Consider the following 26,432-nt stretch of genomic DNA (forward strand, 5'->3'; position numbering starts at 1 on the left):
TGGGCTGGCTACAGCTGAGTACGGTAGTGCCACTGATGGCCACAGTGGGGGCTACGCCACTGCCGGTAACCGTCTTGGACGCTATGGCTTTACAGGTGCCCGACGTCATAGTCACTGAGTAGGTGCCCGCGGTGGTGACCGTTAGGGCAGCGGTGGTGGCCCCAGTACTCCACTTGTAGGTGGGTGCAGGGGCGGTGGTGCTGGCGGTGAGGGTCAGACTGGGCTGGCTACAACTGAGTACGGTAGTGCCACTGATAGCCACGGTGGGGGCTACGCCACTGCCGGTAATAGTTTTAGCCGCCGTGGTCTTGCATCCTCCCGACGTCATGGTCACCGAGTAGGTGCCTGCGGTGGTGACACTCAGGGCAGCGGTGGTGGCCCCAGTACTCCACTTGTAGGTGGGTGAGGGGGCGGTGGTACTGGCCGTGAGGGTCAGAGTGGGCTGGCTACAGCTGAGTACGGTAGTGCCACTGATGGCCACGGTGGGGGCTACGCCACTGCCGGTAACCGTCTTGGACGCGGTGGCTTTACAGGTGCCCGACGTCATGGTCACTGAGTAGGTGCCTGCGGTGGTGACACTCAGGGCAGCGGTGGTGGCCCCGGTACTCCACTTGTAGGTGGGGGAGGGGGCGGTGGTACTGGCGGTGAGGGTCAGAGTGGGCTGGCTACAACTCAGTACGGTAGTACCACTGATAGCCACGGTGCAGGATCCCCCATCAACTGTCAATGAGTAATCTTCTGCTTCGCCATAGTTATAAGTTCCGCAAGGGTTATCTGGAACATTCTTGTATGATACAATGACACGCATTGGTAGTGGCCCTGAAGCAATATTGGGGATAGTAATACTACCTGAAAATGATCCTGCAACATAAGAAGGGGTATAGAAAACTCGTTCGGTAGCTTCATAAGATCCATTTCGATTCGCATCAAGCCAGATAGCAACTCCTTCGGTCCATTGGGTACTTAGTAGGTTACCGGTGAAGGAATAGGTCTGGCCAGCAGCTACAGTCGTAGTGCCAGTGAAAGCACCATAGCCATTTGGCGAACAACCTGAATTGTCGCTAAGAGTGACTCCGTTAAGGACTAATTTATTCAATCCATCATTATCACTACATCCCGTAGAGAAGGTTGGATGGCAGGTAAATGTCGGGGTAGTAATAGAGATTATTGAACTGATATTACTGCTGCTGTTTGACGGTTTGACCCGGTAATAGTAAGTAGTAGTAGCTCCTGCTTTTGTATCTGCAAATGTTGTAACATTAGGCCCAACTCCGCCAATGGGAACAAAACCCGTTGTTGGTAAAGTAGAACGTTCAATGAAATAACCCATCTCATTGGACGCATTATCCTGCCAGGTCAGACTGACGGTATTTGTGGAGGAATTAAAGCTGGCAGCTAAATTACTGGCAACAGGAACGTTTGTAGATGGGTAAGTTAATGAATAAGCGGTATGGCTCTGACGAAGTGCTAATCCGCCCTGCATGCGATCGTACTGCCCTGCGGTGAAATCATGTATACAGGGGAAGTAATAAGACATTAGATTGGTAATGGAAGGATTGAACGGTACTCCAGTTGCATCTACTGCGGTACCATTATAGGTAGGACATCCGTTAATATTTATCGTAGAATTTCCCGACATACCATATGGGTCAGCAGGTGTATCGCAAAGTAAATCGCCTGCTATCGTACAGTTGGCACCAGCACCACGAGTAACTAGTTCACTTGTCGTACCAGAGCCATTATTATTGCCAAAAGTGTGAATCAAATTAAATGTATGCCCTAGTTCGTGAGGAACGACCCGATGGGCCAAGTCAAGCTCAGTTTCTGGGGCACCAACCAGAATAAAAGAACGGGTTGAATACTGGGCGTTAGCAGGATAGTAAGCATAGCCTCCCCAACCCTCAGACGAATGATTAACATAGTACTGATTGAGTGCATTGGAGACATCATGACCACTGGCAACACTCGATTCGATACTACTAGTGTAATTGGTGTACCAAGTGGTGTTATCAACATAATCAAAAGAGGTACCCGCAAAATAGTATTGAATACCGCTTCCGTTTTGCATATGGTAGCTGTTAGTTATAGCAATAATGTTATTAATGCTACTCAAGCTATAACCACCCGAGCCATCACTTTGGCGCAAAATATGGGGACGTATAGGTACATACGTAATCCCGCTAATGGCTTCACCTCGGGCTCGTTTGATTTGCAGCGCAAAAGCCATCTCACTTTCTACAGCCTTGCGTTGTGCATCGGGTATATCAAGTGTACCACAATTGAGGTTTCCGGGCTTATCTGACTTCAGAATTGGCGATGCTTTAACTTGCTCTTGCTTTTTGGTATTCTGTGCCAGAGACGGCGCTTGGAAGCAGAGCGAAAGCCCAACTAGGGCTGCCCATTTTAGAGAGAACTTGGTCATGAATAAATGTGTAAAAGTGTATGATAGAAGGCATTATTTGAATTCTCTTTGAAAGCTCCACCAGCGTTACCGTCCCAGCTAAAGGCTTGCTGCCAGGACTAATAATGTCGTATTGGTGCTAGATTCGTGCATTAATCTTCAGTCTTTGGGCGCCCTACTTAGATGATGGGTACCCAAGACTGAGGTATACTACTTATCTTCCTGAGGTTTGTAAATAGACCTACATTGATCGAACTTCTACGAAGTAACGTAGGGCTAATGCGACACGTTGAGTATCGAATAGTTTCCACGATTCAGATTCGTAGAAACTTGTCTATCCAGAAAAGTCGTTGAGTGGATTTACTCCAGATTGGCTGAAACCTATTATATCGCCAAGATGACGATTAGTTGTATTAGAAACCTAAACGGGTAAATGCAATACCAATCCAGGAAAACTCTAAATAGCTAACTTTATCTTAATAGGAAATAAGTATAAAAGTGCCTTTGTACTATTTAATAATGCCGAATAGGACATTTATTTATTTGCAAATAAAGTCGATTATTAATTAATAAGTTAATTATTGATTAAAAGGTATATACTACTATTTTACATAGTTTCATTTATTTATCTTCATAATATAACATAAGCCACTAAATTCCTAGTCTTAAATTGGAGAGTTGTATTGAAATGGGATTAATTCGTCATTTTTGCTTATAATGCTGCTAGCAAGTAACTAGCTAAGTTGGAGGAATGTAAGATCATACTGATCTTAAAGCGGTGACCTATAAGTGCGGTTACTTTAAACATAAAAAGACCTCCCTTCTGGCTTTGGGATTGTGGTGATGCCCAAAGCTAAGAAAGGAAGTCCTTTTTATAGTTCTTTAAAATTCAAGAAAACGCCTGTTTCTCGTAAAGCACAATTTATGATCAGGCAATTACAGCTCGCCTATGAATAATGGCTTCACGGTCGGGACTAGTCGAGATAAAATTGATGGGTAAACCTAGTGTATCTTCCAGGAAATAAACATAAGTAGCTAGTTCGGCAGGTACCTCATCGAATGATCGAATATTTGTCAGATCAGCTTGCCAGCCTTTAAATGATTGATAGATGGGTGTTACCGCCGTATCGCATAAATCATAGGGCATCTGCTCTGTCGTAGTGCCATCGGGTAGCTGATAGTGAGTACATACCTTAATTTCGTCGAAGATGTTTAGTACATCGACCTTCATCATGACCAATTGTGTAACACCATTAATCATAATGGCATATTTCAGGGCAGGAAGGTCGAGCCAGCCACATCGGCGCGGACGACCCGTTGTAGCACCAAACTCGCGACCTTCTGCCCGGATGCGCTCACCCGTTTCATCGGAGAGTTCCGTAGGGAAGGGACCACTACCTACCCGGGTACAGTAGGCTTTGAAAATACCGTATACTTCACCAATCTGACGGGGAGCAACGCCCAGACCTGTACAGGCCCCGGCAGTCATTGTACTGGAAGAGGTTACGAATGGATACGAGCCGAAGTCGATGTCGAGCAGTGAACCTTGTGCACCTTCTGCCAGGATTTTCTTGCCGCTTTGTATCGCATCATTTACCGCATATTCACTGTCAGTCAGTTGGAATTGTTTCATGAACTCCACTGCGCCAAAGAACTCGGCTTCGGCCTGAGGTAGTACCGATGCGTAATCGAAGTTGTTCTGTTCCAGAATAACTTTATGAATCGCAACTAATTTGTCGTATTTCGCCCGAAAGCTGGGTGACTCAACATCGCCAACACGCAGACCCAGTCGAGCAACTTTATCCTGATATGTTGGACCAATACCACGGAGCGTCGATCCAATTTTCGACTCACCTTTTGCCTGTTCGTAGGCTGCATCCAATAGGCGATGAGTTGGTATAATGATGGATGCTTTGCGGGAGATCTGTAGATTCTGCGTTAAGGAAAGGTTATACTTCGCCAGTCCGTCGATTTCTTTTTTAAACACAATCGGGTCGAGTACTACGCCATTGCCGATGATGTTGAGAATATCGTCGCGAAAAATACCAGACGGAATCTGGTGTAGTACGTGCTTTAAGCCATTGAATTCGAGTGTGTGTCCAGCATTTGGGCCACCCTGAAAGCGGGCTACTACCTGATACTGAGGAGCAAGCACGTCCACAATTTTACCTTTTCCTTCGTCGCCCCACTGGAGGCCTAATAAAACATCGATCATTCTGAATGAGCCGCAAATGCGGTTATAGTTATACTGATTCTCTACTCTGAGTGAAATTTACATCCGGCTTCGGCCATATCGTCCGAAATGTGAATGCCGTTGGCCCTGGCCCATGCGCGTTCAGATGCTCAAGTCGTTCTTTCGCTTCCTCAACCGTTGGCACATGACCAGTCGGAACCCACCACAGTACTGTCATCATCTGATTTGGTTTCTCAAACCACTTTCGGCGACCTTTCATCACCTCGATATGCATGCTTCTGAAAACAAAGTTCTGCAACGTTTCTGCTGATTCCCAAACCAACATATTGACAATAATCCGGTCATCCTCAAACGGACGTAGGCTGGTGGCGTTGTTCCCATCGCCTGTTAATCGCCATATAAACCCATTGCTTTGTTCGGCGAGTTGATTAATTGCATCGAGTTGCACCACAAAATCAACCATAATTGGGTGGTTGATATCGGGAGCCAGCATCCGAGAAATATTCAGTTGAGCCAGCGGCATAAGGAGTTACAAATTACGATGTATGAGTTACGATTTTTACTGACGCGTGAGTAATCATACTTCGTAACTAGTACATCGTAAATCAATTTATTCTTCCATTGTCACTGCTACACTCTGTGTTTCGTCTGTAGTTTCCTGCTTGTTTTCGCAGAAATCGCGGGCACAGGAGCCGTAAAAGATCAATGAGTGGTGCATCACGTTGAATTTCAGCATGTCCCCTACCATATTCTGAATGTTCTGAACACGGGGGTCACAGAATTCCATCACTTTGTGGCAGTCGGTACAAATCAGGTGGTCATGCTGACGGTAACCATACGATTTCTCGTATTGTGCCAGATTTCGGCCAAACTGATGCTTGGTCACTAAGTCACAATCAACCAGTACGTCTAAGGTATTATAGACCGTTGCCCGGCTAACCCGATACTTCTTATTTTTCATGGAGATATACAACTCATCCACATCGAAGTGGTCTTTCCGGTTGTAAATCTCTTCAAGAATGGCAAAACGTTCAGGCGTTTTTCTTAGGCCCTTTCGTTCGAGATAAGCCCGAAAAATCATCTGGGCAGCCTCTAAATTTGTTTGTGTCGGCGCAGGCATATCCGGTTCCGATTAGGTGAAAGTACAAAGGTAAGTAAGTTTCAGGTTCAAGGTTTCATGTTTACTGAATAGAACATGAAACCTTGAACCTGAAACGGATTAAGAGTCGAATCGAACCACTTCAAATACGCCCTGAACGCGCTCTAGTTTATGCATCAGGATTTCGAGGTGGCTGGTGTCATGGACGTAGAGTCGAATGTTGCCTTCAAAAATGCCGTCTTTCGAATCAATGGCTACGGAGCGCATATTAATGTGCAGTTCGTTACTGATGACCCGCGTAACATCATTAATCAAGCCTACCCGATCGGTACCGGTTATTCGAAGCCCAGCCAGAAATGCCAGTTCTTTCTGGGATGTCCATTTGGCCTTGATAATACGGTTACCATGATTCGACATCAATTCAACGGCATTGGGGCAGGTAACCCGGTGAATTTTAATGCCTTCATTGATGGTGACAAACCCAAAAACATCGTCGCCCGAAATAGGATTGCAGCACTTCGATAACGTATAGTCGATTTTATCCATGTCCTCACCAATGAGGAGCATATCGGCATCGGCTCGTTCGCCATGAATCTTTTTGAGTTCTTTGACAAACGCCTTTGCATCCGGAAGCGCATCCGTATTAAGTTTATTCGTGCGATTTTCTTTCGCTTCCTTATCTGACTTGAATTTCTTGAGTTCACCAACGTCGATATGGCCTTTTCCAATCCGGTAGAAGAAATCATCCGTTGTCTTCGAGCCAAAATAAGCCCGTAGCTGGTTGATCACCTCATTGGTCATTTCGATTCGAAGTAAGCGCAATTTTTTGTTGACCAGTTCGCGGCCATCGGTTATGTATCGCTTATTCTCTTCCTTGATTAAGTCTTTAATCTTGGTCTTCGCTTTCGACGTAACGACAAATCGTAGCCAGTCTTCGTTAGGTTTTTGCCGGTTCGACGTAATGACTTCCACCTGATCTCCATTTTGCAGGACGTAACTTAGGGGCACAAGCGTATTGTTGACTTTTGCCGCCATGCACCGTGCGCCAATCTGGGTATGGATATCGAAAGCAAAATCGAGAGCGGTTGCTCCACGTTGTAACACCTGAAGATCGCCTTTGGGCGTAAAGACAAAGACTTCTTCGCTATACAGATTGCTTCTGAAATCATCAACAAACTCAATGGCTGCTTTTTTATCGCCACTTCCCGCCGACTCAATCATATCGCGAACCTGGCTAATCCAGGCTTCTATACCAGCGCCTGTCTGCGTATCGTTCCCTTTGTATTTCCAGTGAGCCGCGTAGCCTTTTTCTGCAATTTCATTCATCCGCTCAGTACGGATCTGAACTTCTACCCACTGCCCTAAACGACTCATTACGGTTGTATGAAGCGATTCATATCCATTCGTACGCGGGGTGCTGATCCAGTCTTTCAACCGATCGGGATTCGGTTTGTAGTGATCCGTCACGATGGAATAAGCTCGCCAGCAGGCGGCCTTCTCTTCATCGGGCGGAACATCTAAAATAATGCGAACGGCAAACAAATCGTAAATTTCCTCGAATGGCTTTTTCGATTTGTTCAATTTCGTCCAGATCGAGTAGATGGACTTTGGTCGACCTTTAATTACATATTTAATGCCCGTTTCGGCGAGATCTTTTTCGATTGGCTCGATAAATCGACCAATAAACCGGTCGCGGGCGAGTCGGGTTTCGCGCAATTTCTTGGCGATGTCCTTATAAGCCTCTGGTTCAACGTGTTTAAGATACAGGTCTTCCAGCTCCGACTTAATCGAATACAAACCCAACCGGTGGGCTAGGGGCGCGTAAATGTAAATCGTTTCGGAGGCAATTTTCAATTGCTTATCGCGGGGCATCGATTCCAGCGTACGCATATTGTGAAGCCGGTCGGCAAGCTTAATCAGAATGACTCGTACATCATCTGATAGTGTTAGCAGCATCTTCCGGAAATTCTCGGCCTGCTGTGAGGAACCGTATTCAAAATAACCCGAAATCTTGGTCAGACCATCAATAATCCGGGCTACTTTAGGCCCGAAGGCCCGATCAATATCGGCAATTGTGGTGTCGGTATCTTCAACTACATCATGTAAAAGAGCAGCTACGATACTGGTAGTTCCTAAGCCAATTTCTTCAACAGCAATCTGTGCAACGGCCAGCGGATGGTAAATATAGGGCTCTCCCGACCGGCGACGCATGTTTTTATGAGCCTCGGCTGAAGTATTGAACGCCTTTTTAATCAGTTTAGCGTCATCCCCTTTGAGCATTGGCTTGGCCGCCCGTAGTAATCGCCGGTAGCGTTTCAGGATTTCCTGCCGTTCCAGTTCTAAATCAATTATGGGCTCGGTGTCGGATTGACGTTCGACTGCATTCATCATAGGGGGTGTCTTTGGTTGGGCATTGCCCATCAGTTGTACTCTACTACCAAGATAACAAAATAATAATCGAAAAATGAGCTAAGATTAGCTAAAAATAAAACCTTCTATAAATTTTCTTGGTGAGTTAAAAACTTTTCGTACTTTTGCACCCTCGAAAGGGAGTAAACAAGTTGTAATGTTGTCTAGTTAAGCGTTGAGGGTTCTGCCGGAAGGCTTTATAACTAGAGAACGTAAGAAGTTTATAACCCAAAAGCCCGCGGGCGTGGCGAAATTGGTAGACGTGCCAGACTTAGGATCTGGTGCCGCAAGGCATGGGGGTTCGAGTCCCTCCGCCCGTACAAAGTTTTGAATGAGTGATTGAGTGAATGAGTGAATTGTATTTTGTCGCATTGACTAACATTCGCTCAATTTCTCATTCGCTCATTCTCCATTTTAAACCGATACAAACGTGGATATTACGCTCGAAAAAGCCAGCGATACCAATGCTTCGCTGAAGATTACCCTGACTCCAGCCGACTACAAGCCAGAAGTAGATAAAAAACTCAAAGACTACGGTCGTAAGGTTCAGTTAAAGGGTTTCCGACCTGGCCACGTTCCGGCTTCTCTTGTGCAGAAAATGTACGGCAAGAGCATTCTGGTCGATGAGATCAACTCAATGCTGAGCAAGACCGTTAGTGACTATATCCGCGAAAACAAACTGCAGGTTGTAGGCGATCCAATTCCTGATCGTGATTCAGCTGATGCTATCGACTGGGATAACCAAACCGATTTTGCATTCAGCTATACGCTGGGCCTGGCCTCAGAATTTGATATTGATTTCGGTGATCTGCCATCTGTAAATCAGTATGAAATTCAGGCTGGCGAAGCGGAAATAGATTCAACGATTGCTGATTTGCAAGAGCGTTTTCACGCCCATGCCCATGGCGAAGAAGTTGGCGACGGTGATACCATTTATGGCGAACTGAAGCAGACAAATGGTGAATTCTCTGCCAAAACTGCCTTCCCGATGAACCAGATGGCTGAGGATGCCAAAGGTCAGTTTGTGGGTAAGAAAAAAGGAGAAGTCGTTACGTTCATTCTGGAACAGGCATTCCCTGACGAAAAATCTCGCGCCAATGCTACCGGCGTGAAAAAAGAAGAAGCCGCTGATTTGGCCGGTGAGTTCACTTTTGAAATTGACGACATCACCCGACATGAGCCGGCTGAATTGAATCAGGAATTTTTTGATAAAGTACTGGGTGTAGGTGCCGTTGAAAACGAAGAACAGTTCCGTACAAAAGTAGCCGAAATCATCCGGAGCAATTATAGCCGTGAGTCGGATCAGCTGTTGCGCTTAGACATTGAGAAGACACTAATTGAGAATACGCCGATTTTGCTGCCCGACGAGTTTCTGAAAAACTGGTTGATGGAAGTAAACGAAGGTAAGTTTACTCCCGAGCAGATCGAAGAGCAGTACGACGACTTCACAAAGTCGGTTAAACTGCAACTCATCAAAAACAAAATAGCTGATAAAGCTGACATTAAAGTTGACTTTGAAGAAGTACTGAACGCAACTCGCCAGATGGTGCGCGAGCAGTTTGGCTTCGCAGGTAGCGAAGATGAGGAGATGAACAAAACCATCGACCGCATCGCTCGTAACTACTTGATGGATGAAAAGAATAACGGCCAGAACTACACCAGTACGTTCAACCGGGTGTTTGACGATAAAGTGATTGGTTACGCTAAAACGCAACTAACTACAGTGTCGCAGGACATTACAGTAGATGAGTTTAAAGCGTTAGTTGAAAATCGGTAATTGATTTTCAGAGATAAAACAAATTGGCCCGGTCTAGCTAGACCGGGCCAATTTGTTTTTAATTGAGATGTGTTAAAAATGGCTCGGCTTCCTCAATAGCCCGGCCTAGCTGGCGCTTTAAATAAATTCGCTGATCATCAATGTACAGGGCAAGCTCGCCATCGAATTCGCCCGTAAAAAAATAGCCATTTGCAAAATAGCCTGTCCCCTGATTAAAGTAGCGATTTAAGCGTTGGGTAGTCAATTGATCCGATAAATCGGCAACCGACTTCGGCAGGCAAGCACGCATCCATTCTACCAGCGATGTGATGTCCTGAATCTTACCCGTAACGCCAACGCCCTCGTAAAAATCAATTCGGTGGCCCAGTTCCGACGATTGATTTAACAATTCGTCGCTGACCATAATCAATTCAGCGAAGGCTACTTTCCAGGAGTTATCATCGACCGACTTCAGATCAAACACAGGAGATTTTAGTAACTGATGCACCCGGTTTAGGCGCTGCTTAGTTTGATCTGCAGCGTATTGCATGGCTGAAGTTTTCATGGGAAAAGAGTCGGCCATTAGGGGCGTCTGTCTTGTATTAGACCTGTTCGGATTGATTTATCCGGCTTTTGGCCCTGAACGATGACTGGACGAAACGTCCGGTCGGATAGAGTGCCCCAACCAATCTGTTGGATCAGCCTAATGAGTTGACTAGTGAATATTTGAATCATTTTTTGTCGCTATTAGCAGGTTTATATAAGCGTGTATTTCTGTGGTAGGTTGATGAATACAAAAGTTCCAATCTGTAATTATTGGTTTGCTAATCCACTGATCGTATGGACGCCCTCCTGAATGTCAACGTCTAAGCTCTTGCCTACCCATTGATGAAGATCGATACCATTTAAATTGAGCGCATTCAGGCTTATACCTTTTTCCAGCAGTGTTCCTCGCTGAATACGGACTGGAACGCGGGTTATAAAGCCATCTCTGGTTTGGGTAAACAGATAATTAAAAATAATTGTCATGATGGGGTCAGTTAGCAGCGTATTATTAGATCATGACTGCTCTAAAGGCAATCGACCAAATTGAGGAATCAGGTCTGATCGTTTAGCTGCTTGCTCTTCGGTTAAGAATAAGATGGTTCTGGGCATACCCTTGGCAATGTAAGGCTTCTTACTAGCTTCGACTTGCTGATGTGCCGCGCGTTGACGTTCCTGGGCTGTTAACTTTGGCGTATAACTCATGGTGCTTATTTTTTACCTTTTGACGGAGATTTGGCTGGTAATGAGTCTAAAGTTGATGCTGATTCACGCTGTTCGTATTTAGGTACTTTAGGGGCGCCATGTACTTTGGGAGTTTTGGTTGCCACTTTTTTGTTCTGATTGTTAGCCATGATTAAACTGATTTAAGAGCGTGAAATTGCAAGTGACTGAATGGGTAAGGAGAAGGCGAATCAATGTAATTCGGCGTACCTCAATCTGATTGGAGAAGAAAGTAGAGGCTAGTAAAACTGCCAGATAGAGAAGGGGAGTGATACGCGCGACGGATTGCGTAAGTTGTTCCTTGTTCCAAAGTGCATTGGGATAATCATCCATTAGAATGGGCATTTTACTGCCTATAAGCAAGCACACAACAAGGGTTATTCTATCTCAACACGCTTTTCGGCAAAATGATTATAAATAGTTGAAATTCTTATTCTTACATCCATTATTCATCAGGTAGATGGGTCAGTGTGTTGGTGTAAGTCAGTGTAGTTTCAGCAAGGCCAGCTGTGCCTGTCAACGGAGCTGCACTCGCAGGAGTAGATGTACAAGCAAGTGGAATATGGCCTTCGGTAGCCAGCATGCCCGAAGTAGGGTCAAGGCCAATCCAGCCAGCACCGGGTATGTATACTTCTGCCCAGGCATGCAAGGCAAGTGAATTGCGTTCTTCTGGATTAGCTGCCTCCTCCTCTGTTTTCTCCATTCCTACCTGAGCCAGGTAGCCGGAAACAAAACGAGCTGCTAAACCCAGGTGGCGCAGAATCTGTACAACTAACCAGCCCGAATCACGACAGGAGCCTATGGCTAGTTCTAAAGTTTCTTCGGGTGTTTGAACACCGGGTTCCATTCGGATACTGTAAGCTATATCCTGATTAACGCGCTTGTTCAGCTTAATGAGAAAGTCAATGGTATTTTGTTTCGTCTGATCGATCTGTTGTAACCATTGGGTCAAATAGGGGCCTTGTTCTTCGACCTCCAAGTAGGGCATGAGGTCTTTTTTTAGCTGATCCTCATACACAAACGGGAAGGATTCAGCGTAGGTATCCAGAAAAAAATCGAAGGGGTTTACGGGTTCTAGTCTGGCAATAATCTCTACCTCAATGGACATCATCTGCATCGATTCGCCAAAATCGACTCGGGCAATAAAATTGCCGAACGGGTCCTGTTGCCAGTGCAATATATGATTCGCTGGTTGAATTGTCAGCGAATACGACTCAATGATAGCCGGGCAGTGCGCTGCCGGTTTAAGCCGAATAAAATGGGGAGATAAAAAAACCGGCCGATCGTAGTCGTACTGGGTATGATGATGAATAGCGACACGTACGGCCATGATGACTTGAGTAGTTAAGCAAATTCAGATCCTCTTGCACTGTGATTAATTCAATAGAATCCACGGAATCAAGAGGATCTAAATTTGCCTAATTACTTAGACTTTTTCAAACACTAGTCGGTAGTGTTCCATCGTTTCATTTTGAAAGCAAACCCGGTTCGGACTCACTCTGAATACGGCGATTAAGTCCTGAAAAGGTTTATTCGTTAATAATTTAGGGAGTAGCGATGCATAGAGCCAATACTTCTCTAGGTTGAATGCCCGGAACCGCTTGCGCCATTGACCAATGGTTTCGATATAATCGAGTCGTCCGCTACTTTGCGAGATGAGTTTAAAATACGGCTTGGCATTGCGGATGACCTGCTCAGGTCCGTAGGGTAGCCACGAACCTGGGAACTGAGCAATCATGAGTGCCAATGCGTATGAAGGAGAGTCTTTAGGGGCATCCAGACTGATTTCTTCGAAGGGAATCATGTTTTTCCCGAATACCATTGTCTGCATGTAGAAACGACCACCTACCGGAAGCAGATCGTTGAGTTTTGTAAAGAAATCAGCATATACCTGATCCTGCTGACCAGCCTGATATTGCTCAACTGAGCAGAAGTGCTCCATACCGCCAATACAACTAACTGCATCGAACGTGCCATAATCGGCAGGGGTAATCTGTCGGCAATCTTTAATATCAACTTCCAGGCCGTTTGCGCGGCAGGCTTCGGCCTGCCCTTTGGAAAGAGTCACGCCACGACCAATAGCGCCACGACCTTTAACGAAGGTCAGGAAAGGTCCCCAACCACAGCCCATATCGAGAATACGCGTTCCTTTGCCTACACGCAGACTGTCGGCAATAAATGTATGTTTCTGACGCTGTGCCTCTTCCAGTGTCATGGAGAAATCTCCGTTATACATGGCCCCGCTATAATCGCCGGTTTCTCCCACGCTTAGGCGAAAAATTTTATCGATTGTGGTGTATGTGAAATCGAGGTCTTGTTGTGAGGCCATAAATCAATGAGAAAATTTGGGTATAGGTAAGTTAAGAAATGGATTTACCGAAAGGCGTACCGCTTTAGCTAGATAGAATACGTTTGGGCGCGTGATTTGTGCGCGTTAAGGCTGGTACTGGTACTTGCACAGGTGCAACCTCACCCTGCCGACCCAGTTTTTGTAGGAGTCGAAAATGCGAAGAAAGAGCTGATCCAAAACTTTCGTTTTCCAGATAGGGCAGGCCAAATTCGTGAGCTGTCTCCTTAACAATGTTTGTAATGGCCGGGTAATGGATATGGCAAACTTTAGGGAACAAGTGGTGTTCAATCTGACGATTTAAGCCTCCGCAAAGAAAAGCGGCCATAGCACTACGAGGAGCAAAATTGGCCGTTGTATGCATTTGGTGAATAGCCCAGGCATTCTGGATATCTCCCTGCTCATTTGGTAGAGGAAAGTCAGTACCTTCAACAGCATGAGCTAGCTGAAAGACAAGTCCTAACACTAACCCCTCGGCCAGGTGCATCAGAACAAAGCCAATTAATATTTGCCACCAGGCCAAATCAAGTACCAGAAAAGGCAATACCAGAAAAAAGAAGTAATAGGTCGCTTTAGAAACAAATAGCTTGATATACTCGCTACGGGGATGGCATGAGTTGTCATGATGACCAATCTGACTCTTGAAAAATTTAACATAATCCTTCCGAAACACCCAAGAGAGTGACGCCAGAGCATACAATGGGAACGTATACCACTGCTGGTAACGATGCCAGGGGCGAAGCTCTTCCTGCGGATCTAAACGTACGAGTCCTGGAGCAAGATCAATATCTTCGTCGTGACCGGGTATATTGGTATAGGTATGATGGACGACGTTGTGCGTAATTTTCCAGATATACGGATTCGCTCCCAAGAGATAAAAGCTGTTGCCCAACAGTCGATTAACCCAACTATGAGATGAGAATGCACCGTGCAAACCATCGTGGGAAACGTTGAAGCCAATGAACGCAGCGAACATGCCTAGTACAATCGCCATACCAAGCATTGGCCATAGCGCAAATTGGTTTGACATAATCAAGCAGTAGAGTAATGCATAGCCGACTAAAAAGAAGCTGGCCTTTGCCCACATCGCTCCATTAGCATGTGGCGACAGTGCTCTATCGTGGAAATAGGCGTCAACTCGTTTACGGACCGTTGAATAGAACTGTGATCGATTTGTATCCTTAAACTTTAATGGGGTTCGCATTAATAAATCAATTAAATAGTTGACCGACTTCTTGAAGTTGATTCAGAATCGGTAAGGCTAGTCGGCCCTTTTTGGATAATTTATACTCTACACGCGGAGGCATTTCTGCATATGCCTTTCGTTTCATAACGCCCAGTGCTACCAGTGCTTTTAATTCGCCAGCCAGCACTTTTTCGCTGATGCCGGGCAGTAACTCACTGAGCTGAGTATACCGAAGCGTTTGCTCTCCCAAAAGCAGGATAATATACAATCTCCATTTTCCGCAAATCATGGCCAGGGCTTTGTTAATCAGGCGGAGGTCCGGGTTTTTGGATTGCTCATTGGGGTTAGTTGGCATAGCTGTCGCTAATCAATTGAACCGAATGGGCGTAATTGTCCAAGGCAATGATGTCGGGAAAACCGTAGATCTGTATGATAAGGGTAATAGATAAAAATGAAAAAGAAGACTGGACTATGAATTGAGAGAGGTTAACCTATCTGGAAAACCATGTTGAGTAGAGCAAACTTCTGCAAGATATACAATACTATCGTTCCTCAAACCAACTGTTAAAAACTTAACGAATAAAGAGGAAAGCAATTATAGTGTCCACTATACTATATTTTTGGTAACTGGCTTACAAACTGGTTAGTTTTTGTGCGATTTTATCTAACCCAAAGAAAATCAGTGCTAAACTATATATACATACGCTGAATTATTATTTTTAGATTCTTTCAAAAAGAGTAATGCTCTATCGGTTTTTCCGCTTGCGCAAGTGGAAAAACCGATAGAGCATTATCATAGTAGTAGTTGGCCATTGGAAACGCCTGGCCTATTGATACTGGATATACATTGGCTTGGGCGTTAGCGCCAGTACTTCTTCGGGGGTCATGATGCGAGAACCTGGTTTGCGAAAGTCATTGTCATAAAACAGCTTGAACCCGGTGTATTGTACTGGCTCCTTCTGGATGTAATCGTGGTAAGAGTCCTTTTTTAGGACTGGTGGTCCCCAGCCATCCATATCCATCACAATCTGGACATTAGGATCGAGTTTGATGTTCTTGTAATTTTTAATCATTCCCTGAGTGAAGCGGTGAACGACTAATATTTTAGGCGGCAAGTTGTTGTCCTTCACAACCTTGCTTAGAAATTGCACGGCCTGATTTACATCAGCAGCATCATAGGAACCAATCTTGGTGCCTGGTTTCGCACCGGTTACCATCGAAAATTCAGGGTCGATACCAAGATGCACAAAAGGCAGCTTGAGGTATTTTTTCAAAAATTCCATTTCAGGCCCTAGTGGAGCATGACCCCGCTGAATGTCAAGAAACACAATCGATTTATGGTCGTTGCCCCACTTTATAACCTTTTTGATGGTTTTGTCGGACATGCGCATTCGATAGCCACCATCTTTGCCTGGAGCACCCTGGGCCGATATAGAGACTAAATGTAAAGCTGACTGAATGGGGGTTACAGGGTCAGCTTTTTGCCAGTTTTTAATTTCATTGTCCAGCCGCTGCAACATTTCGTCTTTCGGGTATTTTCCCAGTATCCCCATTTTTTTGGAGTGTGGGTTTCCATAATAGGCGAAAATGCGGTATTTGGGCAGAAGTGGACCAGCAGGAGGAGCAAAGGTCAGCGAATCGAGGGTGGAGTCTCCTGTACTGACGGCACGAGTTGAAGCAATCGGCTCAGTTGAGGGTTTGCCGGAAGAATCGGATGTAGCTGTGGGTGATTTCGCACTGGCTTCGGTAGTAAGTTTTCCAGTTTTTGACGAATCGTCCTGCTTGGATTGCGAAGAACAGCCGGTAAGCTGACAAACCGCTAATAAAGAGAGCGCGGCTAAAGAAAAGCGCATACTATAAAGATGAGTTAAAAGATGATTCGCAAAAAAAGGGTTAGACTCCAGGGGAAGGAGTGTTAACCCTACGATGCAAGTATAGAATCTTATTATAACTTTTCAAAGTACTAATTCGCCCAGACCCTGACGAACAATAGAGAAATCGTCGTCGGTAGCGTCCACAATCGTCGACGGTATATTCCCCCCGTATCCCCCGTCTATCACCATATCAACCTGATTCTGGAATTTCTCGAAAATCAATTCTGGATCGGTCGAATACTCGATTATTTCATCCTCATCCCGAATTGATGTCGTGATAATCGGGTTGCCGAGTTGGTGTACAATCTGACGTGGAATGTCGTTGTCTGGTACACGAATACCCACCGTTTTCTTGTTGGTATTGAGTAACTTAGGTACATTGTTCGTGGCCTGAAGAATGAAGGTAAATGGGCCGGGGAGCAGGCTTTTCATCAGCTTAAATGCCTGATTGCTCACACGCGCATAATCGGCAATGTGGCTTAAGTCGTAGCATATAAACGAGAAATCGTTTTTCGTGGGTTTAATGCCTTTAATGCGTGCTACTCGCTCAACTGCCCGGGCATTATGAATATCGCAACCCATTCCATAAATGGTATCGGTTGGATAGATAATCACTGCTCCATCGCGCAGGGCTTTTACAATATGGTCAATCCGGCGTGGGTCAGGATTTTTCGGATAAAGCTTAATAAATTCAGCAGACATAGTAAACTATAAACAAAAAACTAGCCTAACCGGTTTCGGCGATTGCTGATTGTGCGCCATTTATGATAGCTTCGATATACACTATTGACCGGCACATGCAGACGGCATAGAACAAGAATAAACTGGGTTCGTACATTGGGCGGAGCAATTTGACGAAGAAGATGGCCGAATTGTGCAGCTAGTTTAAATTGCTCGGTGTAAAACGCTTTCCGAATAAACGTTTGGATTCGGAAAGCTAAGGCCTGGAATTCATCGGGAGTGGCACAAAGCTTAAATGCTTTCTGGCAGACAATCAGCGTCGAGGGCAATAGACTGTTGTTAGGCAACACTATTTGTGTTGATAGCGCGTTGGGCAGTTGCCGTTTTTGGGTGAGTACTTCGTCGAGATAGGCATATCGATAGTGCCGTGAGGACCGTACCCAGAAATCGAAATCTTCGTAGCTAAGCATTTCATCGTAACCGCCAAGTTCGTGCAGTACGTCCCGGCGCATCATCATGGTGGGTGTACAAATGAAGTAAGCTTCCAGAATATACTTAAAGACAGCTCCGGTTGGTACAGTAACGCAGGAATGACCTTTTCTGTCGATGGCATAATGATAGCCAGTTTCCTGACCATTTGCATCGATATAAGCCGCATTAGAAAATACAACTCCATAATCATCTGGCAATTGCTCAAAAGCCGCGACCTGCTTGGTTATACGACTGGGAAGTAGCACATCATCGGCAGAAAGATCAATGATATAACTGCCTCGAGCCAGCGCCAACCCTTGATTGAACGCCCGATTCAAACCCAGATTGACTTCATTTTGAATGAATCGAATAGTTGGGTAGAGTTGGATAAAGTCGTTAATACGCTCGACCGAGTGATCTGTACTCCCGTTATCAATTACGATTAATTCAATAGTTGGATAATCCTGCTCTATGACCGATTGGAGGGCCTTTACAACATAGTTTTGGTGGTTGTAACAAATAAATATGACGGTTACCCAGGGTTTTGATTGATTTTGGCAAGGATTTAGCGGTGATGGGTCCAACTTGGAGGCCAAAGAAGTCATAAAAAAAAAGTAACAATTGCTGCCGAAGTTGAATCTTGATTGAACGGTCTGATTGCTAGTATATTATGCGGCAGATGATAAGTTACCAAATTTATTAAGCGTTTAATTTAGTAGAATTATTTCACCTACGGTGTAAAATTGGCACGCTTTTGGAGATTTCTGCAACGAACGCGTTTCGACCGTGCCATTTTTGGTCTCTGGCTGAAGCGTGTGCTTTTACATTTATGGGTTAGGTTTTGCAAACGTCATCTCAAGTTTCTGAGGTGGCGTTTGTTGTTTTAGCTGCTACACTGGGGTGTTTATCTCCTTCGAGATTGTAGAGCGAAACATTCATTTCAAACCCAAGAATGAGTAGTAACGAGATCAGGTTGATCCAGATCATCAACGCAATCAACGTACCGATCGACCCATATACTTTATTATAAGACCCGAAATTGGAGACGTAAAACGAAAAACCGAAGGTAGTGAGTACAATCAGAACCGATGCCGTAATGGCTCCTGGCATGATAAATACCCATTTCATATTCACATTCGGCCCAAAACGGTAGATGATCGAAACGGTTCCTACAAACACGGCAAAAACAACTAGATACCGTCCGATGGCCAGCAAGTTGATGAAAACAACATTGTTTAGAATACCAAAATGAAGGAGGTAATCGCTCACAATACCACCGATAATTAAGACAACAATAGCCAGGATTAAGGCGAAGGCCAGCGTAAATGTCAAGCCAATGGCAATTGCGCGAATTTTTAAGAAACTACGCCTTTCTGCTGAATGGTATGAGGAGTTAAAAGCCTGCATAAGGGCTACTAGTCCACTTGTAGCAGAATATAAGGCCAGAAAAAAGCCGAAGGATAATACGCCACTCCGTGGTCGGCTGATGATGTCCTGAATCGTAGTATCTACTGAACTGAAGGTGTCGCCCGGTAATAGCTCCCGGAAAAACTTCATGATCTGCGCCTGAAGATCAGGAATGAAGCTGATGTAGGGAATTAAAGTGAAGAAGAAAATGACGGTTGGAAAAACGGCCAGAATAAGACTGTAGGATACTGAAGCGGCCCGTTCACTAGTGTCGTTGTCTGTAATCTGGAAAAGCATCCGCTTTAAAAACGAATACCATGTCGTTCTGGAATTGAACGGATGATTATCATGCAGCCAAACCCGAACACGTCTTAACGCTTTAAAACCTAATAGCTTGTCGAACATAGTGGTTGCATTCGTAGAAAAGTTGGTAATTCGTAAGTGAGTAAGTGAAGTGGCTGACGTATGACTAGTACCGTCGCCGGTTCTCTTGTGCGTTCAGCACTTATGCACTTACAACTTACTCACTTACTTACTTTTTAACCTACTGCTCAAAGAAAGGTTTGGCAGCTTCAACCAGTTCGGGCGGGGCCGCACAGGGACGACCTGTTTCTGTGCGAACAAATACGAGTGTTGTCTGGCCCGTGTTCAGTAGTTGTCCATCCTGATTGAAAATCTCATAATCGAACATCAGCCGGGTTTTGGGTAGCTGCGGAATGGTAACCCGAATGGTAAGCAGATCATCGTATTTAGCCGGGCGAATAAACCGGGAGTTGAGATCATAGACTGGCATCGAAATGCCATCGTCTTCCATTTTCTTATAGGTTAGTCCTAAGTGGCGAAGAGCCTCAACTCGTCCAATTTCATAGAATCGGGCGTAATTGCCGTAATACACAATGCCCATCTGGTCAGTGTCGTAATACCGTACCCGAATATTCGTAACGTCGTGAATAATCATAGGAGCAATCAGTTGTACGTGATAAGTTGGTAAGTTGTAAGTGGCTGACGCAAGAGAAACTTACAACTTACCAACTTATCACGTACTCACTTTTTATTTCATAATCTTCATGCGTGTCAATGCCTGCTGATATAGTCGGGCATTGGCCAGGTGTTCGGCATGCGTTTTCGAGAATGTGTGGTAACCGTTGAAACGGGCGTCGACCACAAAATAAAGATAGTCGTGCTTCTCAGCGTTCAGAACAGCATCAATAGTGGCTGGGGCCGGAAGATTGATAGGACCTGGGGGCAAACCAGCATACCGATAGGTATTATACGGAGAATCGACGGTTAACTGCTTATTCAATAGCCGACGGATGGTAAAATCATGCAGGGCGAAAATTACGGTTGGGTCAGCTTCCAGTTTGATGCCCTGTTTCAGACGATTTAAGTAAACGCCTGCTACACGGGGTTGCTCGTCACGTTTATTAGTTTCGGCAGCCACGACAGAGGCCAGAACCTGAACCTGGGTTTGGGTCATGTTCAGCGCTTTTGCTTTTGCCTGACGGTCGGGCGTCCAGAATTTCTTGTATTCGGTACCCATCCGTTCCAGAAACGCTTCTGGCTTGATAGTCCAGAAAAACTCATAGGTATTCGGCAGAAACAGACAGACAATAGTTGTCGTATCGAAGCCGAACTTCTGGCAAGTAGCTGGATCATTGAGGAGCTTACCGAGTGCCTCGGAACCAAATTCGAATTTGCTGCCGAGCCGCTGAATGAGATCACTTTTTTGCCGCATACTGTTGAAAGTCACCGGCATCGCATCCTGACTACCACTACGAAGTTTGACCAGCGCTTCGCGGTTTCCCATACGGGGCTTTATTTCGTAACGACCTTCTTTAACGAATTCAGGATACTTCATCATTTTGGCCAGAAACCGGAATGATGTTTCGTCGTTGATAACCTTATGCGTCTTTAGCGTATCCATGACCGACTCAAACGTAGCTCCCCGTGGAATCAGCAATGCAAACGTTTTATCATTATCGTTTACCTGAAGATTTGGGCTCCTGAAAACCTGCCAGAAATAAAACGTAAACGTCGTTAGCAGGATAGAGACAGTAAGGAAAAGGGCAATTTTTAAATTACGAGACATAATAAATGATGAATGATAAATGATGAATTATGATCGGGCTGGCGTTTCAGAAATGAATGACATGGAAATAATTCATCATTTATCATTATCATCGCACCGGCGACCCGGTCATAATTCATTCCGCAAATTTACGCCAAAACACAACTAATCTGCCTACCGAACATGAAGTCAGCATTATCACTTATACTACTTTTTGGATTGATAGCTTCTTGCCGGACGCAGGTCGATAGTCCACGTTCCATGAACCCTGCAGCAGCTGTACGTCAGAAAGCGATTGATGAAATTCGGGAAACTGACCAAAATTTCAGCATTATGTCTGAAAAACAAGGTATGCCCAAAGCATTTACGACCTATGCTGCCGACGATGTTATTAAGCTTAATGACGGCGCAGCCCCGACTGTTGGTTTTGATTCACTTCGGGCGCAAATGAGCCGTCAACCAGCCAATGGTCCCGTTTTAACCTGGCAAGTGCTCAAAGCTGATGCCGCGACATCGGGCGATTTAGGATATACGTTCGGCCAATGGATGCTAACGAAAAAAGATAATAGTGGGAAGCGAAGTGCTGAATATGGTGTCTATGTGACAGTCTGGAAACGTCAGCGCAATGGTCAATGGCGATTTGTAGTCGACAGTGGCAACAGTACACCCGAACCGAAGTAATCATCAGAGGCATATTTTTTTGACAGGATTATTTCTGCTCTTAAATCCTGTTTTATCCTGTCAATCCTGTCAAAAAAAACAAAAATGAATTTGTAAATTTGAGCGAACCAAATCCAGTCACTTTGGACGTTCGTTCACTTTTTATTCGACGCAGCCCCAGCGGCCCCTCTCTTTACACGCTCTCCTTCTGGTTACTTTCGGTCAGTAACTTCCTGTTTTCGGCCAGTTTTTCGATGATGATTCCTGAATTGCCAGCCTATTTGGAGAAAATGGGAGGGAGGGAATATGTTGGACTGATTATCGCGCTGTTTACCCTCACGGCTGGTGTATCGCGGCCGTTTAGCGGAAAAATTACGGATACGGTTGGGCGTGTACCAGTAATGGCCTTTGGCTCTATTGTGTGTTTTGTTTGCGGATTACTCTACCCGTATCTCCTCACAGTCTGGGGTTTTCTGACGCTCCGACTCATTCATGGATTCTCAACGGGCACAAAACCCACGGCTACCTCCGCTTATGTAGCCGACGTTGTTCCGGCCAACCGCCGGGGTGAGGCAATGGGTATGCTGGGCCTGTTTACGGCAATGGGTATGTCACTTGGACCAGCCATTGGGAGTTGGTTAGCCACCGATTTCTCTATGAACGTTATGTTCTGGACGTCGTCAGCTTTTGCCCTAATGTCGATCGGTATCCTGCTCCGAATGCCCGAAACACTGGCAACTACGCAGCCTTTCCGATTTGGCCTGCTCCGTCTGAAAAAAGACGAAATTTTTGATAAGAGTGCCATTCCTCCGTTTCTCGTTCTGTTATTACAATCGTTCTCGTCGGGGGTTATTCTGACGGTGATCTCTACGTTTAGCGCATCACTTGGTGTTACCAACAAGGGCCTGTTTTTTACGGTCTACACGGTTGCTTCCTTGGCTATCAGGTTGGTATTTAGTCGGACGTCAGATCGCTATGGTCGCATCCCGGTACTGTTTATTTCGACGATAGTGCTGGCTTTTTCGATGGTACTCTTAATCCTGACCGATTCTACCTTCTTATTCTGGACGGCTGCCGTTTTCTATGGCATGTCGTGGGGAATGAACTCGCCGACGGTAACTGCCTGGACTGCTGATCTAAGTGACGAGAAAACACGGGGAAGGGCAATGGCAACTATGTACATCGCTCTCGAAGCGGGGATTGGCCTAGGTGCTTTGGGAGCAGGTTGGGTCCTTAACCACTTTGCTGGCGAAGCAGGAATAGATGCCTCCTTTGCGGTTTCGGGCATACTGGCGCTGGTAGCGGTTGTGTATCTAGGCTGGTTATGGCGGAAAGGCTTACAACAACAGCCTCATCAGATTAACGAAGCCGATGAAGTGGCGTTATTGGACGGCGAACCCTAATGGAAGATATTGAACTGAAAATTCGTCCCTTGGTTGATGCATTGAACAAAACCGGACTGGTTCGTACGTTTTCGAGTTGTGAAGGCCATTTTTCGCCTGACGAACAAACACTCGTTGACCGAAATCACGCCGAAGTACGGTTTGTTCCTTGCGACGATGTTGCGGTCAATGAAGTCGAGAATTTATTGACTTATGTTTTAACCCGTTTCAAAGCCAGGCATGGTTTGATACCTATAAAGGTGACAGCTTACAAGCTATACACGCCCATTGACGACGAAATCATCGAAGAAACCTTCGTCCTTGAACTCCGGCCTTTCAACCGATTTGATTCGCCTGATCGGAAGCGAGCTGATATTGATTGGGCCATTGAGCAGGTGGTAGCGTGGGTGGAAGCCCACGCTACAATTATTACAAAATAAACTGGCTCAAATCCCGATTTTTTACCAACCCATTTAGGCGCTCACTGACTAATTCTTTGGTAATAACCACTTGAGCATTCGCGCCAATAACGTCAGGTATGTCGAACATGAAGTCGTTCATGAGATGACTCAAGACTGTTTGTAATCGACGGGCACCGATATTTTCGACATCACTGTTTACTTCGAAGGCGATCCGAGCCAATTCGCGGAGGGCGTCATCCTGAAATGTCAGACCAACGTTTTCGGCTTGTAGCATCGCTTCGTATTGCTTGGTCAGCGCGTTTTTTGGTTCTTTTAAAATTTGGTAGAAATCATCTTCCGACAGGCTTTGCAGTTCGACCCGAATGGGGAAACGTCCCTGTAATTCAGGGATCAAATCGCTGGGTTTGGCAACGTGGAAAGCACCGGCAGCAATGAACAGAATATGGTCGGTATGAATAACCCCGTATTTGGTATTCACCGCACTGCCTTCTACAATGGGAAGCAGATCGCGTTGTACACCCTCACGGCTGACATCGGGTCCACCACCGCCATTGCCCGAACGGGCTGAGGCTACTTTATCGATCTCATCAATGAAGATAATGCCGGCGTCTTCGGCTTTTCGGATAGCTTCTTCTTTCACCTCGTCCATGTCGATAAGCTTAGCCGCTTCCTCTTCCAGCATGATTTTACGGGCTTCGGCAATACTCACTTTGCGTTTTTTGCCCCGTTTGGGCATCATACCGCCAATCATCTCCTGAATATTCATCATCGACAGATCGTCGACTGAGCCACCCATAATCCCAATGTTGGGTGTTTGGGCTTGATGCACATCGATCTCGATCTTTCGATCATCCATTTCGCCCGAGCGGATTTTTTCTCGGAACCGTTCGCGAGTGCGCTCGTTTAGCTCGGCATCAGCGTCTTTTTTCTCATTCTCGAAGCCAAGCTGACCATTGGTAGGCTTAACGGGCGGAATCAAAATATCAAGAATAGCATCTTCTACCAATTGCTGGGCTTTGGCCTGTACGGCTTCTTTTTTGGAGGCCCTTACCATATTGACAGCTTGCTCAACCAGGTCGCGGACCATGCTTTCGACATCGCGACCTACATAGCCGACTTCCGTAAACTTCGAGGCTTCCACTTTAATAAAAGGAGCATCGGCCAGTTTCGCTAATCGACGGGCGATTTCGGTTTTGCCAACGCCGGTTGCGCCGATCATCAGGATATTATTAGGCGTAATTTCACGCTGCATATCAGCTGCACTATTCATTCGGCGCCAGCGATTACGAAGTGCAATGGCTACATTACGTTTAGCATCTTTTTGGCCGATAATGTACTGATCCAACTCGGCAACAATCTGCCGGGGAGTAAGGTCTTTGAGTGAGTGGGTCATTGAAAAAAACGGAGCGTGTTGTGCGCCCCTGTTAAAGAAACACAGGAAATGAGAAAATGTGCGAAAGGAAGTGGATTTTTTGGTTGAGGGGAATCAGGATTCCAGCACATATTCACCCTGCCGAATACACGCGCAGCCCTATAATGCCAATTCCGATTAGCGTCATGAAAAAAATCTCCGTGAAGGACCAGTTCGTTTTAAACACAAAAATGTCAACGGCTTTAATCAAGACTAGGGCCATTGCTGTCCAAACGGCAAAGGCCGTTGGTGTCGGGATCTGCTTAATGGCCTTGGAGAAAAAATAAATGTTTGCTACGCCAAACACAATGTACCCAATAAATGGAAGCAGAATGGGTAAGCCTATCGAAGGTGTATAAAATGTGTTCCAGCGTAGTGTTTTCAATGCGCTGAAAGTCATGTATTTAACGGAATACGTCCAGGCAGTTTCAAACGAAGCTGCCACGAATAGAAAAAACCAGGCTTGCAAAATCAGTTAACGTTTTGATGTTCCATAGGGGCCGACTTCGTGAGTTTTTTAACCCGTTTTCTAAAGCGATTTAACAGGGCTGGCCGTAGGTTGTAATATCGGGAAAACCATTTGTATTTCAGCAAACTGCGTTCGTCAAACCGTTTTACTGAAAAGGCATGTTGCAAAAAATAGTCTTTGGGATAGTCGTAATAGAGCCCCCAGTTTTCAGGTTTGTTGCCGGGGCTATGCGTGGGGTCGTAGGCGGTACCAAGTAGATAGTCGAAGAATGAAAACTTAGTGCCGAAGTTAGCATGAAAGACTTCCTGGTAATTCGCATGGTGCCACAAATGAAGGTGTGGACTATTGAATATATACCGCAATGGTCCTAGATTGACACGAATATTCGCATGAATAAACATCCCAAACATCGCATCTAATAGCGCTTTTATAGGTATCACCGCCGGGTCGGCACCGAGCAGAATAATAGGAGCAAACTCAATGGTTTGGTTGATGATGATCTCAATGACGTGTGAACGCGAGCCCGCCAGAAAATCGACTTCTTTGTTAGAATGATGCGCTTCGTGGGTCCGCCAGAGCCATTTATTGGCGTGTTGAAAACGATGGAACAGGTAAATGTAGAGGTCGTGAGTAAACAGGAAAAACAGCACCTGCACCCATACAGGCCAACCCCGCACAAACTGCCAGTCCGACCAGTCGAAGTGCGTTTGTAGGGGGGCAATAATATAATCGAAAATCAGGATTTTGAGAAAGTAACTCTGGATGATGGTATACCAAACCAGATCAACCCAAAATCCTTCTCGAAACAGGGAAAGACCTTTTCGATAAGGCGCAACCCGCTCCCAGATCAGGATGATGACGATCCAGACCACCAGTATAGAGGTCGTGATACGCAGTAATTCCGCCTGCGGCATAGTTTATGAAGGATT

The 26,432-nt window shown here is 45.5% G+C and carries 27 protein-coding genes and 1 tRNA gene; 5 read left to right on the forward strand and 23 right to left on the reverse strand.

All coding sequences use genetic code 11. The features are described from left to right. The 5 genes from GO755_RS38715 to GO755_RS38735 all read right to left on the reverse strand — a co-directional run. Window positions 1-2,422 (reverse strand): GEVED domain-containing protein (locus GO755_RS38715; protein WP_157590812.1); only part of this gene is annotated, 2,422 nt, incomplete at its 3' end. A gap of 907 nt (window positions 2,423-3,329) precedes the next feature. Next, the gene (locus GO755_RS38720; RefSeq protein WP_157590813.1) at window positions 3,330-4,616 is read right to left on the reverse strand and encodes an adenylosuccinate synthase; all 1,287 of its coding nucleotides are present in this window, start codon (window positions 4,614-4,616) and stop codon (window positions 3,330-3,332) included. A gap of 28 nt (window positions 4,617-4,644) precedes the next feature. After that, the gene (locus GO755_RS38725) at window positions 4,645-5,118 is read right to left on the reverse strand and encodes a DUF3291 domain-containing protein (RefSeq protein WP_157590814.1); all 474 of its coding nucleotides are present in this window, start codon (window positions 5,116-5,118) and stop codon (window positions 4,645-4,647) included. Window positions 5,119-5,205: 87 nt separating this feature from the next. Then, the gene (locus GO755_RS38730; RefSeq protein WP_157590815.1) at window positions 5,206-5,715 is read right to left on the reverse strand and encodes a Fur family transcriptional regulator; all 510 of its coding nucleotides are present in this window, start codon (window positions 5,713-5,715) and stop codon (window positions 5,206-5,208) included. A gap of 99 nt (window positions 5,716-5,814) precedes the next feature. Then, window positions 5,815-8,085: a RelA/SpoT family protein gene (locus tag GO755_RS38735; protein ID WP_157590816.1), complete on the reverse strand. Its 2,271-nt coding sequence runs from the start codon at window positions 8,083-8,085 to the stop codon at window positions 5,815-5,817. A 256-nt stretch (window positions 8,086-8,341) separates the two neighbouring features. Here GO755_RS38735 and GO755_RS38740 point away from each other — a divergent pair. Then, window positions 8,342-8,423, forward strand: a tRNA-Leu gene (locus GO755_RS38740). A 110-nt stretch (window positions 8,424-8,533) separates the two neighbouring features. Beyond that, the gene (gene tig / locus GO755_RS38745) at window positions 8,534-9,880 is read left to right on the forward strand and encodes a trigger factor (protein WP_317166045.1); all 1,347 of its coding nucleotides are present in this window, start codon (window positions 8,534-8,536) and stop codon (window positions 9,878-9,880) included. Window positions 9,881-9,938: 58 nt separating this feature from the next. Here tig and GO755_RS38750 read toward each other — a convergent pair whose 3' ends face one another. From GO755_RS38750 to mltG, 15 genes are all read right to left on the reverse strand, one after another. Continuing rightward, a complete protein-coding gene (locus GO755_RS38750; protein ID WP_157590817.1) occupies window positions 9,939-10,409 on the reverse strand; it encodes a hypothetical protein in 471 nt (156 codons plus the stop codon). A 263-nt stretch (window positions 10,410-10,672) separates the two neighbouring features. After that, entirely contained in the window at window positions 10,673-10,888 is a 216-nt protein-coding gene (locus GO755_RS38755) for a hypothetical protein (RefSeq protein WP_157590818.1), read from the reverse strand. Between the two features lie 30 nt (window positions 10,889-10,918). Further along, window positions 10,919-11,107, reverse strand: coding sequence for a hypothetical protein (locus GO755_RS38760; protein ID WP_157590819.1), 189 nt, complete (start codon window positions 11,105-11,107; stop codon window positions 10,919-10,921). Between the two features lie 5 nt (window positions 11,108-11,112). Beyond that, the gene (locus GO755_RS41120; protein ID WP_198175060.1) at window positions 11,113-11,256 is read right to left on the reverse strand and encodes a hypothetical protein; all 144 of its coding nucleotides are present in this window, start codon (window positions 11,254-11,256) and stop codon (window positions 11,113-11,115) included. Further along, window positions 11,249-11,470, reverse strand: coding sequence for a hypothetical protein (locus tag GO755_RS38765; RefSeq protein ID WP_227687273.1), 222 nt, complete (start codon window positions 11,468-11,470; stop codon window positions 11,249-11,251). The genes GO755_RS41120 and GO755_RS38765 overlap by 8 nt, the downstream gene beginning before the upstream one ends. A gap of 100 nt (window positions 11,471-11,570) precedes the next feature. After that, complete coding sequence (locus GO755_RS38770) at window positions 11,571-12,455, reverse strand: transglutaminase family protein (RefSeq protein ID WP_157590821.1); 885 nt, start codon at window positions 12,453-12,455, stop codon at window positions 11,571-11,573. 96 nt (window positions 12,456-12,551) lie between these two features. Then, complete coding sequence (locus GO755_RS38775) at window positions 12,552-13,454, reverse strand: SAM-dependent methyltransferase (protein ID WP_157590822.1); 903 nt, start codon at window positions 13,452-13,454, stop codon at window positions 12,552-12,554. Between the two features lie 64 nt (window positions 13,455-13,518). Further along, complete coding sequence (locus GO755_RS38780) at window positions 13,519-14,676, reverse strand: fatty acid desaturase family protein (RefSeq protein ID WP_157590823.1); 1,158 nt, start codon at window positions 14,674-14,676, stop codon at window positions 13,519-13,521. A 7-nt stretch (window positions 14,677-14,683) separates the two neighbouring features. Further along, complete coding sequence (locus GO755_RS38785) at window positions 14,684-15,013, reverse strand: winged helix-turn-helix transcriptional regulator (protein WP_157590824.1); 330 nt, start codon at window positions 15,011-15,013, stop codon at window positions 14,684-14,686. A gap of 472 nt (window positions 15,014-15,485) precedes the next feature. Next, complete coding sequence (locus tag GO755_RS38790; RefSeq protein ID WP_198175061.1) at window positions 15,486-16,511, reverse strand: hypothetical protein; 1,026 nt, start codon at window positions 16,509-16,511, stop codon at window positions 15,486-15,488. A gap of 102 nt (window positions 16,512-16,613) precedes the next feature. Then, entirely contained in the window at window positions 16,614-17,234 is a 621-nt protein-coding gene (locus tag GO755_RS38795) for an L-threonylcarbamoyladenylate synthase (protein ID WP_157590825.1), read from the reverse strand. Window positions 17,235-17,254: 20 nt separating this feature from the next. Further along, window positions 17,255-18,289 (reverse strand): glycosyltransferase, encoded by a 1,035-nt coding sequence (locus GO755_RS38800; RefSeq protein WP_157590826.1) that lies wholly within the window; start codon window positions 18,287-18,289, stop codon window positions 17,255-17,257. A 250-nt stretch (window positions 18,290-18,539) separates the two neighbouring features. Next, window positions 18,540-19,496, reverse strand: coding sequence for a YihY/virulence factor BrkB family protein (locus GO755_RS38805; protein WP_157590827.1), 957 nt, complete (start codon window positions 19,494-19,496; stop codon window positions 18,540-18,542). A 139-nt stretch (window positions 19,497-19,635) separates the two neighbouring features. After that, the gene (locus GO755_RS38810; RefSeq protein WP_157590828.1) at window positions 19,636-20,049 is read right to left on the reverse strand and encodes an acyl-CoA thioesterase; all 414 of its coding nucleotides are present in this window, start codon (window positions 20,047-20,049) and stop codon (window positions 19,636-19,638) included. Between the two features lie 93 nt (window positions 20,050-20,142). Continuing rightward, complete coding sequence (mltG, locus tag GO755_RS38815; protein WP_157590829.1) at window positions 20,143-21,180, reverse strand: endolytic transglycosylase MltG; 1,038 nt, start codon at window positions 21,178-21,180, stop codon at window positions 20,143-20,145. A 162-nt stretch (window positions 21,181-21,342) separates the two neighbouring features. On the opposite strand from mltG, the gene GO755_RS38820 reads away from it, so the two are divergent. The 3 genes from GO755_RS38820 (at window position 21,343) to GO755_RS38830 (ending at window position 23,641) form a co-directional block, all read left to right on the forward strand. Next, window positions 21,343-21,840, forward strand: a complete 498-nt coding sequence (locus GO755_RS38820) for a YybH family protein (RefSeq protein WP_227687274.1) — start codon at window positions 21,343-21,345, stop codon at window positions 21,838-21,840. A 122-nt stretch (window positions 21,841-21,962) separates the two neighbouring features. After that, entirely contained in the window at window positions 21,963-23,222 is a 1,260-nt protein-coding gene (locus tag GO755_RS38825) for an MFS transporter (protein WP_157590830.1), read from the forward strand. Beyond that, a complete protein-coding gene (locus GO755_RS38830; RefSeq protein WP_157590831.1) occupies window positions 23,222-23,641 on the forward strand; it encodes a hypothetical protein in 420 nt (139 codons plus the stop codon). Before GO755_RS38825 ends, GO755_RS38830 begins: the two co-directional genes overlap by 1 nt. Here GO755_RS38830 and hslU read toward each other — a convergent pair. The 3 genes from hslU to GO755_RS38845 form a co-directional block, all read right to left on the reverse strand. Continuing rightward, window positions 23,631-25,016, reverse strand: a complete 1,386-nt coding sequence (gene hslU / locus GO755_RS38835; RefSeq protein WP_157590832.1) for an ATP-dependent protease ATPase subunit HslU — start codon at window positions 25,014-25,016, stop codon at window positions 23,631-23,633. The two genes, GO755_RS38830 and hslU, sit on opposite strands and share 11 nt — an antisense overlap. A gap of 112 nt (window positions 25,017-25,128) precedes the next feature. Further along, window positions 25,129-25,503 (reverse strand): DMT family transporter, encoded by a 375-nt coding sequence (locus tag GO755_RS38840; protein WP_157590833.1) that lies wholly within the window; start codon window positions 25,501-25,503, stop codon window positions 25,129-25,131. A gap of 2 nt (window positions 25,504-25,505) precedes the next feature. Next, on the reverse strand, window positions 25,506-26,417 hold the full coding sequence (locus tag GO755_RS38845; RefSeq protein WP_157590834.1) for a sterol desaturase family protein: 912 nt from the start codon (window positions 26,415-26,417) through the stop codon (window positions 25,506-25,508). Window positions 26,418-26,432: the final 15 nt, after the last annotated feature.

Source organism: Spirosoma arboris (genome assembly GCF_009754945.1).
Classification (GTDB): Bacteria; Bacteroidota; Bacteroidia; order Cytophagales; family Spirosomataceae; genus Spirosoma; species Spirosoma arboris.

Coding starts and splice junctions, on each gene's coding strand:
- GO755_RS38795 (WP_157590825.1), bottom strand. CDS start 17,234: ATGTCTGCTGAATTTATTAAGCTTTATCCGAAAAATCCTGACCCACGC.
- GO755_RS38810 (WP_157590828.1), bottom strand. CDS start 20,049: ATGATTATTCACGACGTTACGAATATTCGGGTACGGTATTACGACACT.
- GO755_RS38735 (WP_157590816.1), bottom strand. CDS start 8,085: ATGATGAATGCAGTCGAACGTCAATCCGACACCGAGCCCATAATTGAT.
- GO755_RS38730 (WP_157590815.1), bottom strand. CDS start 5,715: ATGCCTGCGCCGACACAAACAAATTTAGAGGCTGCCCAGATGATTTTT.
- GO755_RS41120 (WP_198175060.1), bottom strand. CDS start 11,256: ATGGCTAACAATCAGAACAAAAAAGTGGCAACCAAAACTCCCAAAGTA.
- GO755_RS38780 (WP_157590823.1), bottom strand. CDS start 14,676: ATGCGAACCCCATTAAAGTTTAAGGATACAAATCGATCACAGTTCTAT.
- GO755_RS38805 (WP_157590827.1), bottom strand. CDS start 19,496: ATGTTCGACAAGCTATTAGGTTTTAAAGCGTTAAGACGTGTTCGGGTT.
- GO755_RS38830 (WP_157590831.1), top strand. CDS start 23,222: ATGGAAGATATTGAACTGAAAATTCGTCCCTTGGTTGATGCATTGAAC.
- GO755_RS38760 (WP_157590819.1), bottom strand. CDS start 11,107: ATGAGTTATACGCCAAAGTTAACAGCCCAGGAACGTCAACGCGCGGCA.
- GO755_RS38750 (WP_157590817.1), bottom strand. CDS start 10,409: ATGCAATACGCTGCAGATCAAACTAAGCAGCGCCTAAACCGGGTGCAT.
- GO755_RS38755 (WP_157590818.1), bottom strand. CDS start 10,888: ATGACAATTATTTTTAATTATCTGTTTACCCAAACCAGAGATGGCTTT.
- mltG (WP_157590829.1), bottom strand. CDS start 21,180: ATGTCTCGTAATTTAAAAATTGCCCTTTTCCTTACTGTCTCTATCCTG.
- GO755_RS38765 (WP_227687273.1), bottom strand. CDS start 11,470: ATGCCCATTCTAATGGATGATTATCCCAATGCACTTTGGAACAAGGAA.
- GO755_RS38720 (WP_157590813.1), bottom strand. CDS start 4,616: ATGATCGATGTTTTATTAGGCCTCCAGTGGGGCGACGAAGGAAAAGGT.
- GO755_RS38775 (WP_157590822.1), bottom strand. CDS start 13,454: ATGGCCTCACAACAAGACCTCGATTTCACATACACCACAATCGATAAA.
- GO755_RS38790 (WP_198175061.1), bottom strand. CDS start 16,511: ATGCGCTTTTCTTTAGCCGCGCTCTCTTTATTAGCGGTTTGTCAGCTT.
- GO755_RS38820 (WP_227687274.1), top strand. CDS start 21,343: ATGAAGTCAGCATTATCACTTATACTACTTTTTGGATTGATAGCTTCT.
- GO755_RS38770 (WP_157590821.1), bottom strand. CDS start 12,455: ATGGCCGTACGTGTCGCTATTCATCATCATACCCAGTACGACTACGAT.
- GO755_RS38725 (WP_157590814.1), bottom strand. CDS start 5,118: ATGCCGCTGGCTCAACTGAATATTTCTCGGATGCTGGCTCCCGATATC.
- hslU (WP_157590832.1), bottom strand. CDS start 25,016: ATGACCCACTCACTCAAAGACCTTACTCCCCGGCAGATTGTTGCCGAG.
- GO755_RS38785 (WP_157590824.1), bottom strand. CDS start 15,013: ATGCCAACTAACCCCAATGAGCAATCCAAAAACCCGGACCTCCGCCTG.
- GO755_RS38800 (WP_157590826.1), bottom strand. CDS start 18,289: ATGACTTCTTTGGCCTCCAAGTTGGACCCATCACCGCTAAATCCTTGC.
- GO755_RS38845 (WP_157590834.1), bottom strand. CDS start 26,417: ATGCCGCAGGCGGAATTACTGCGTATCACGACCTCTATACTGGTGGTC.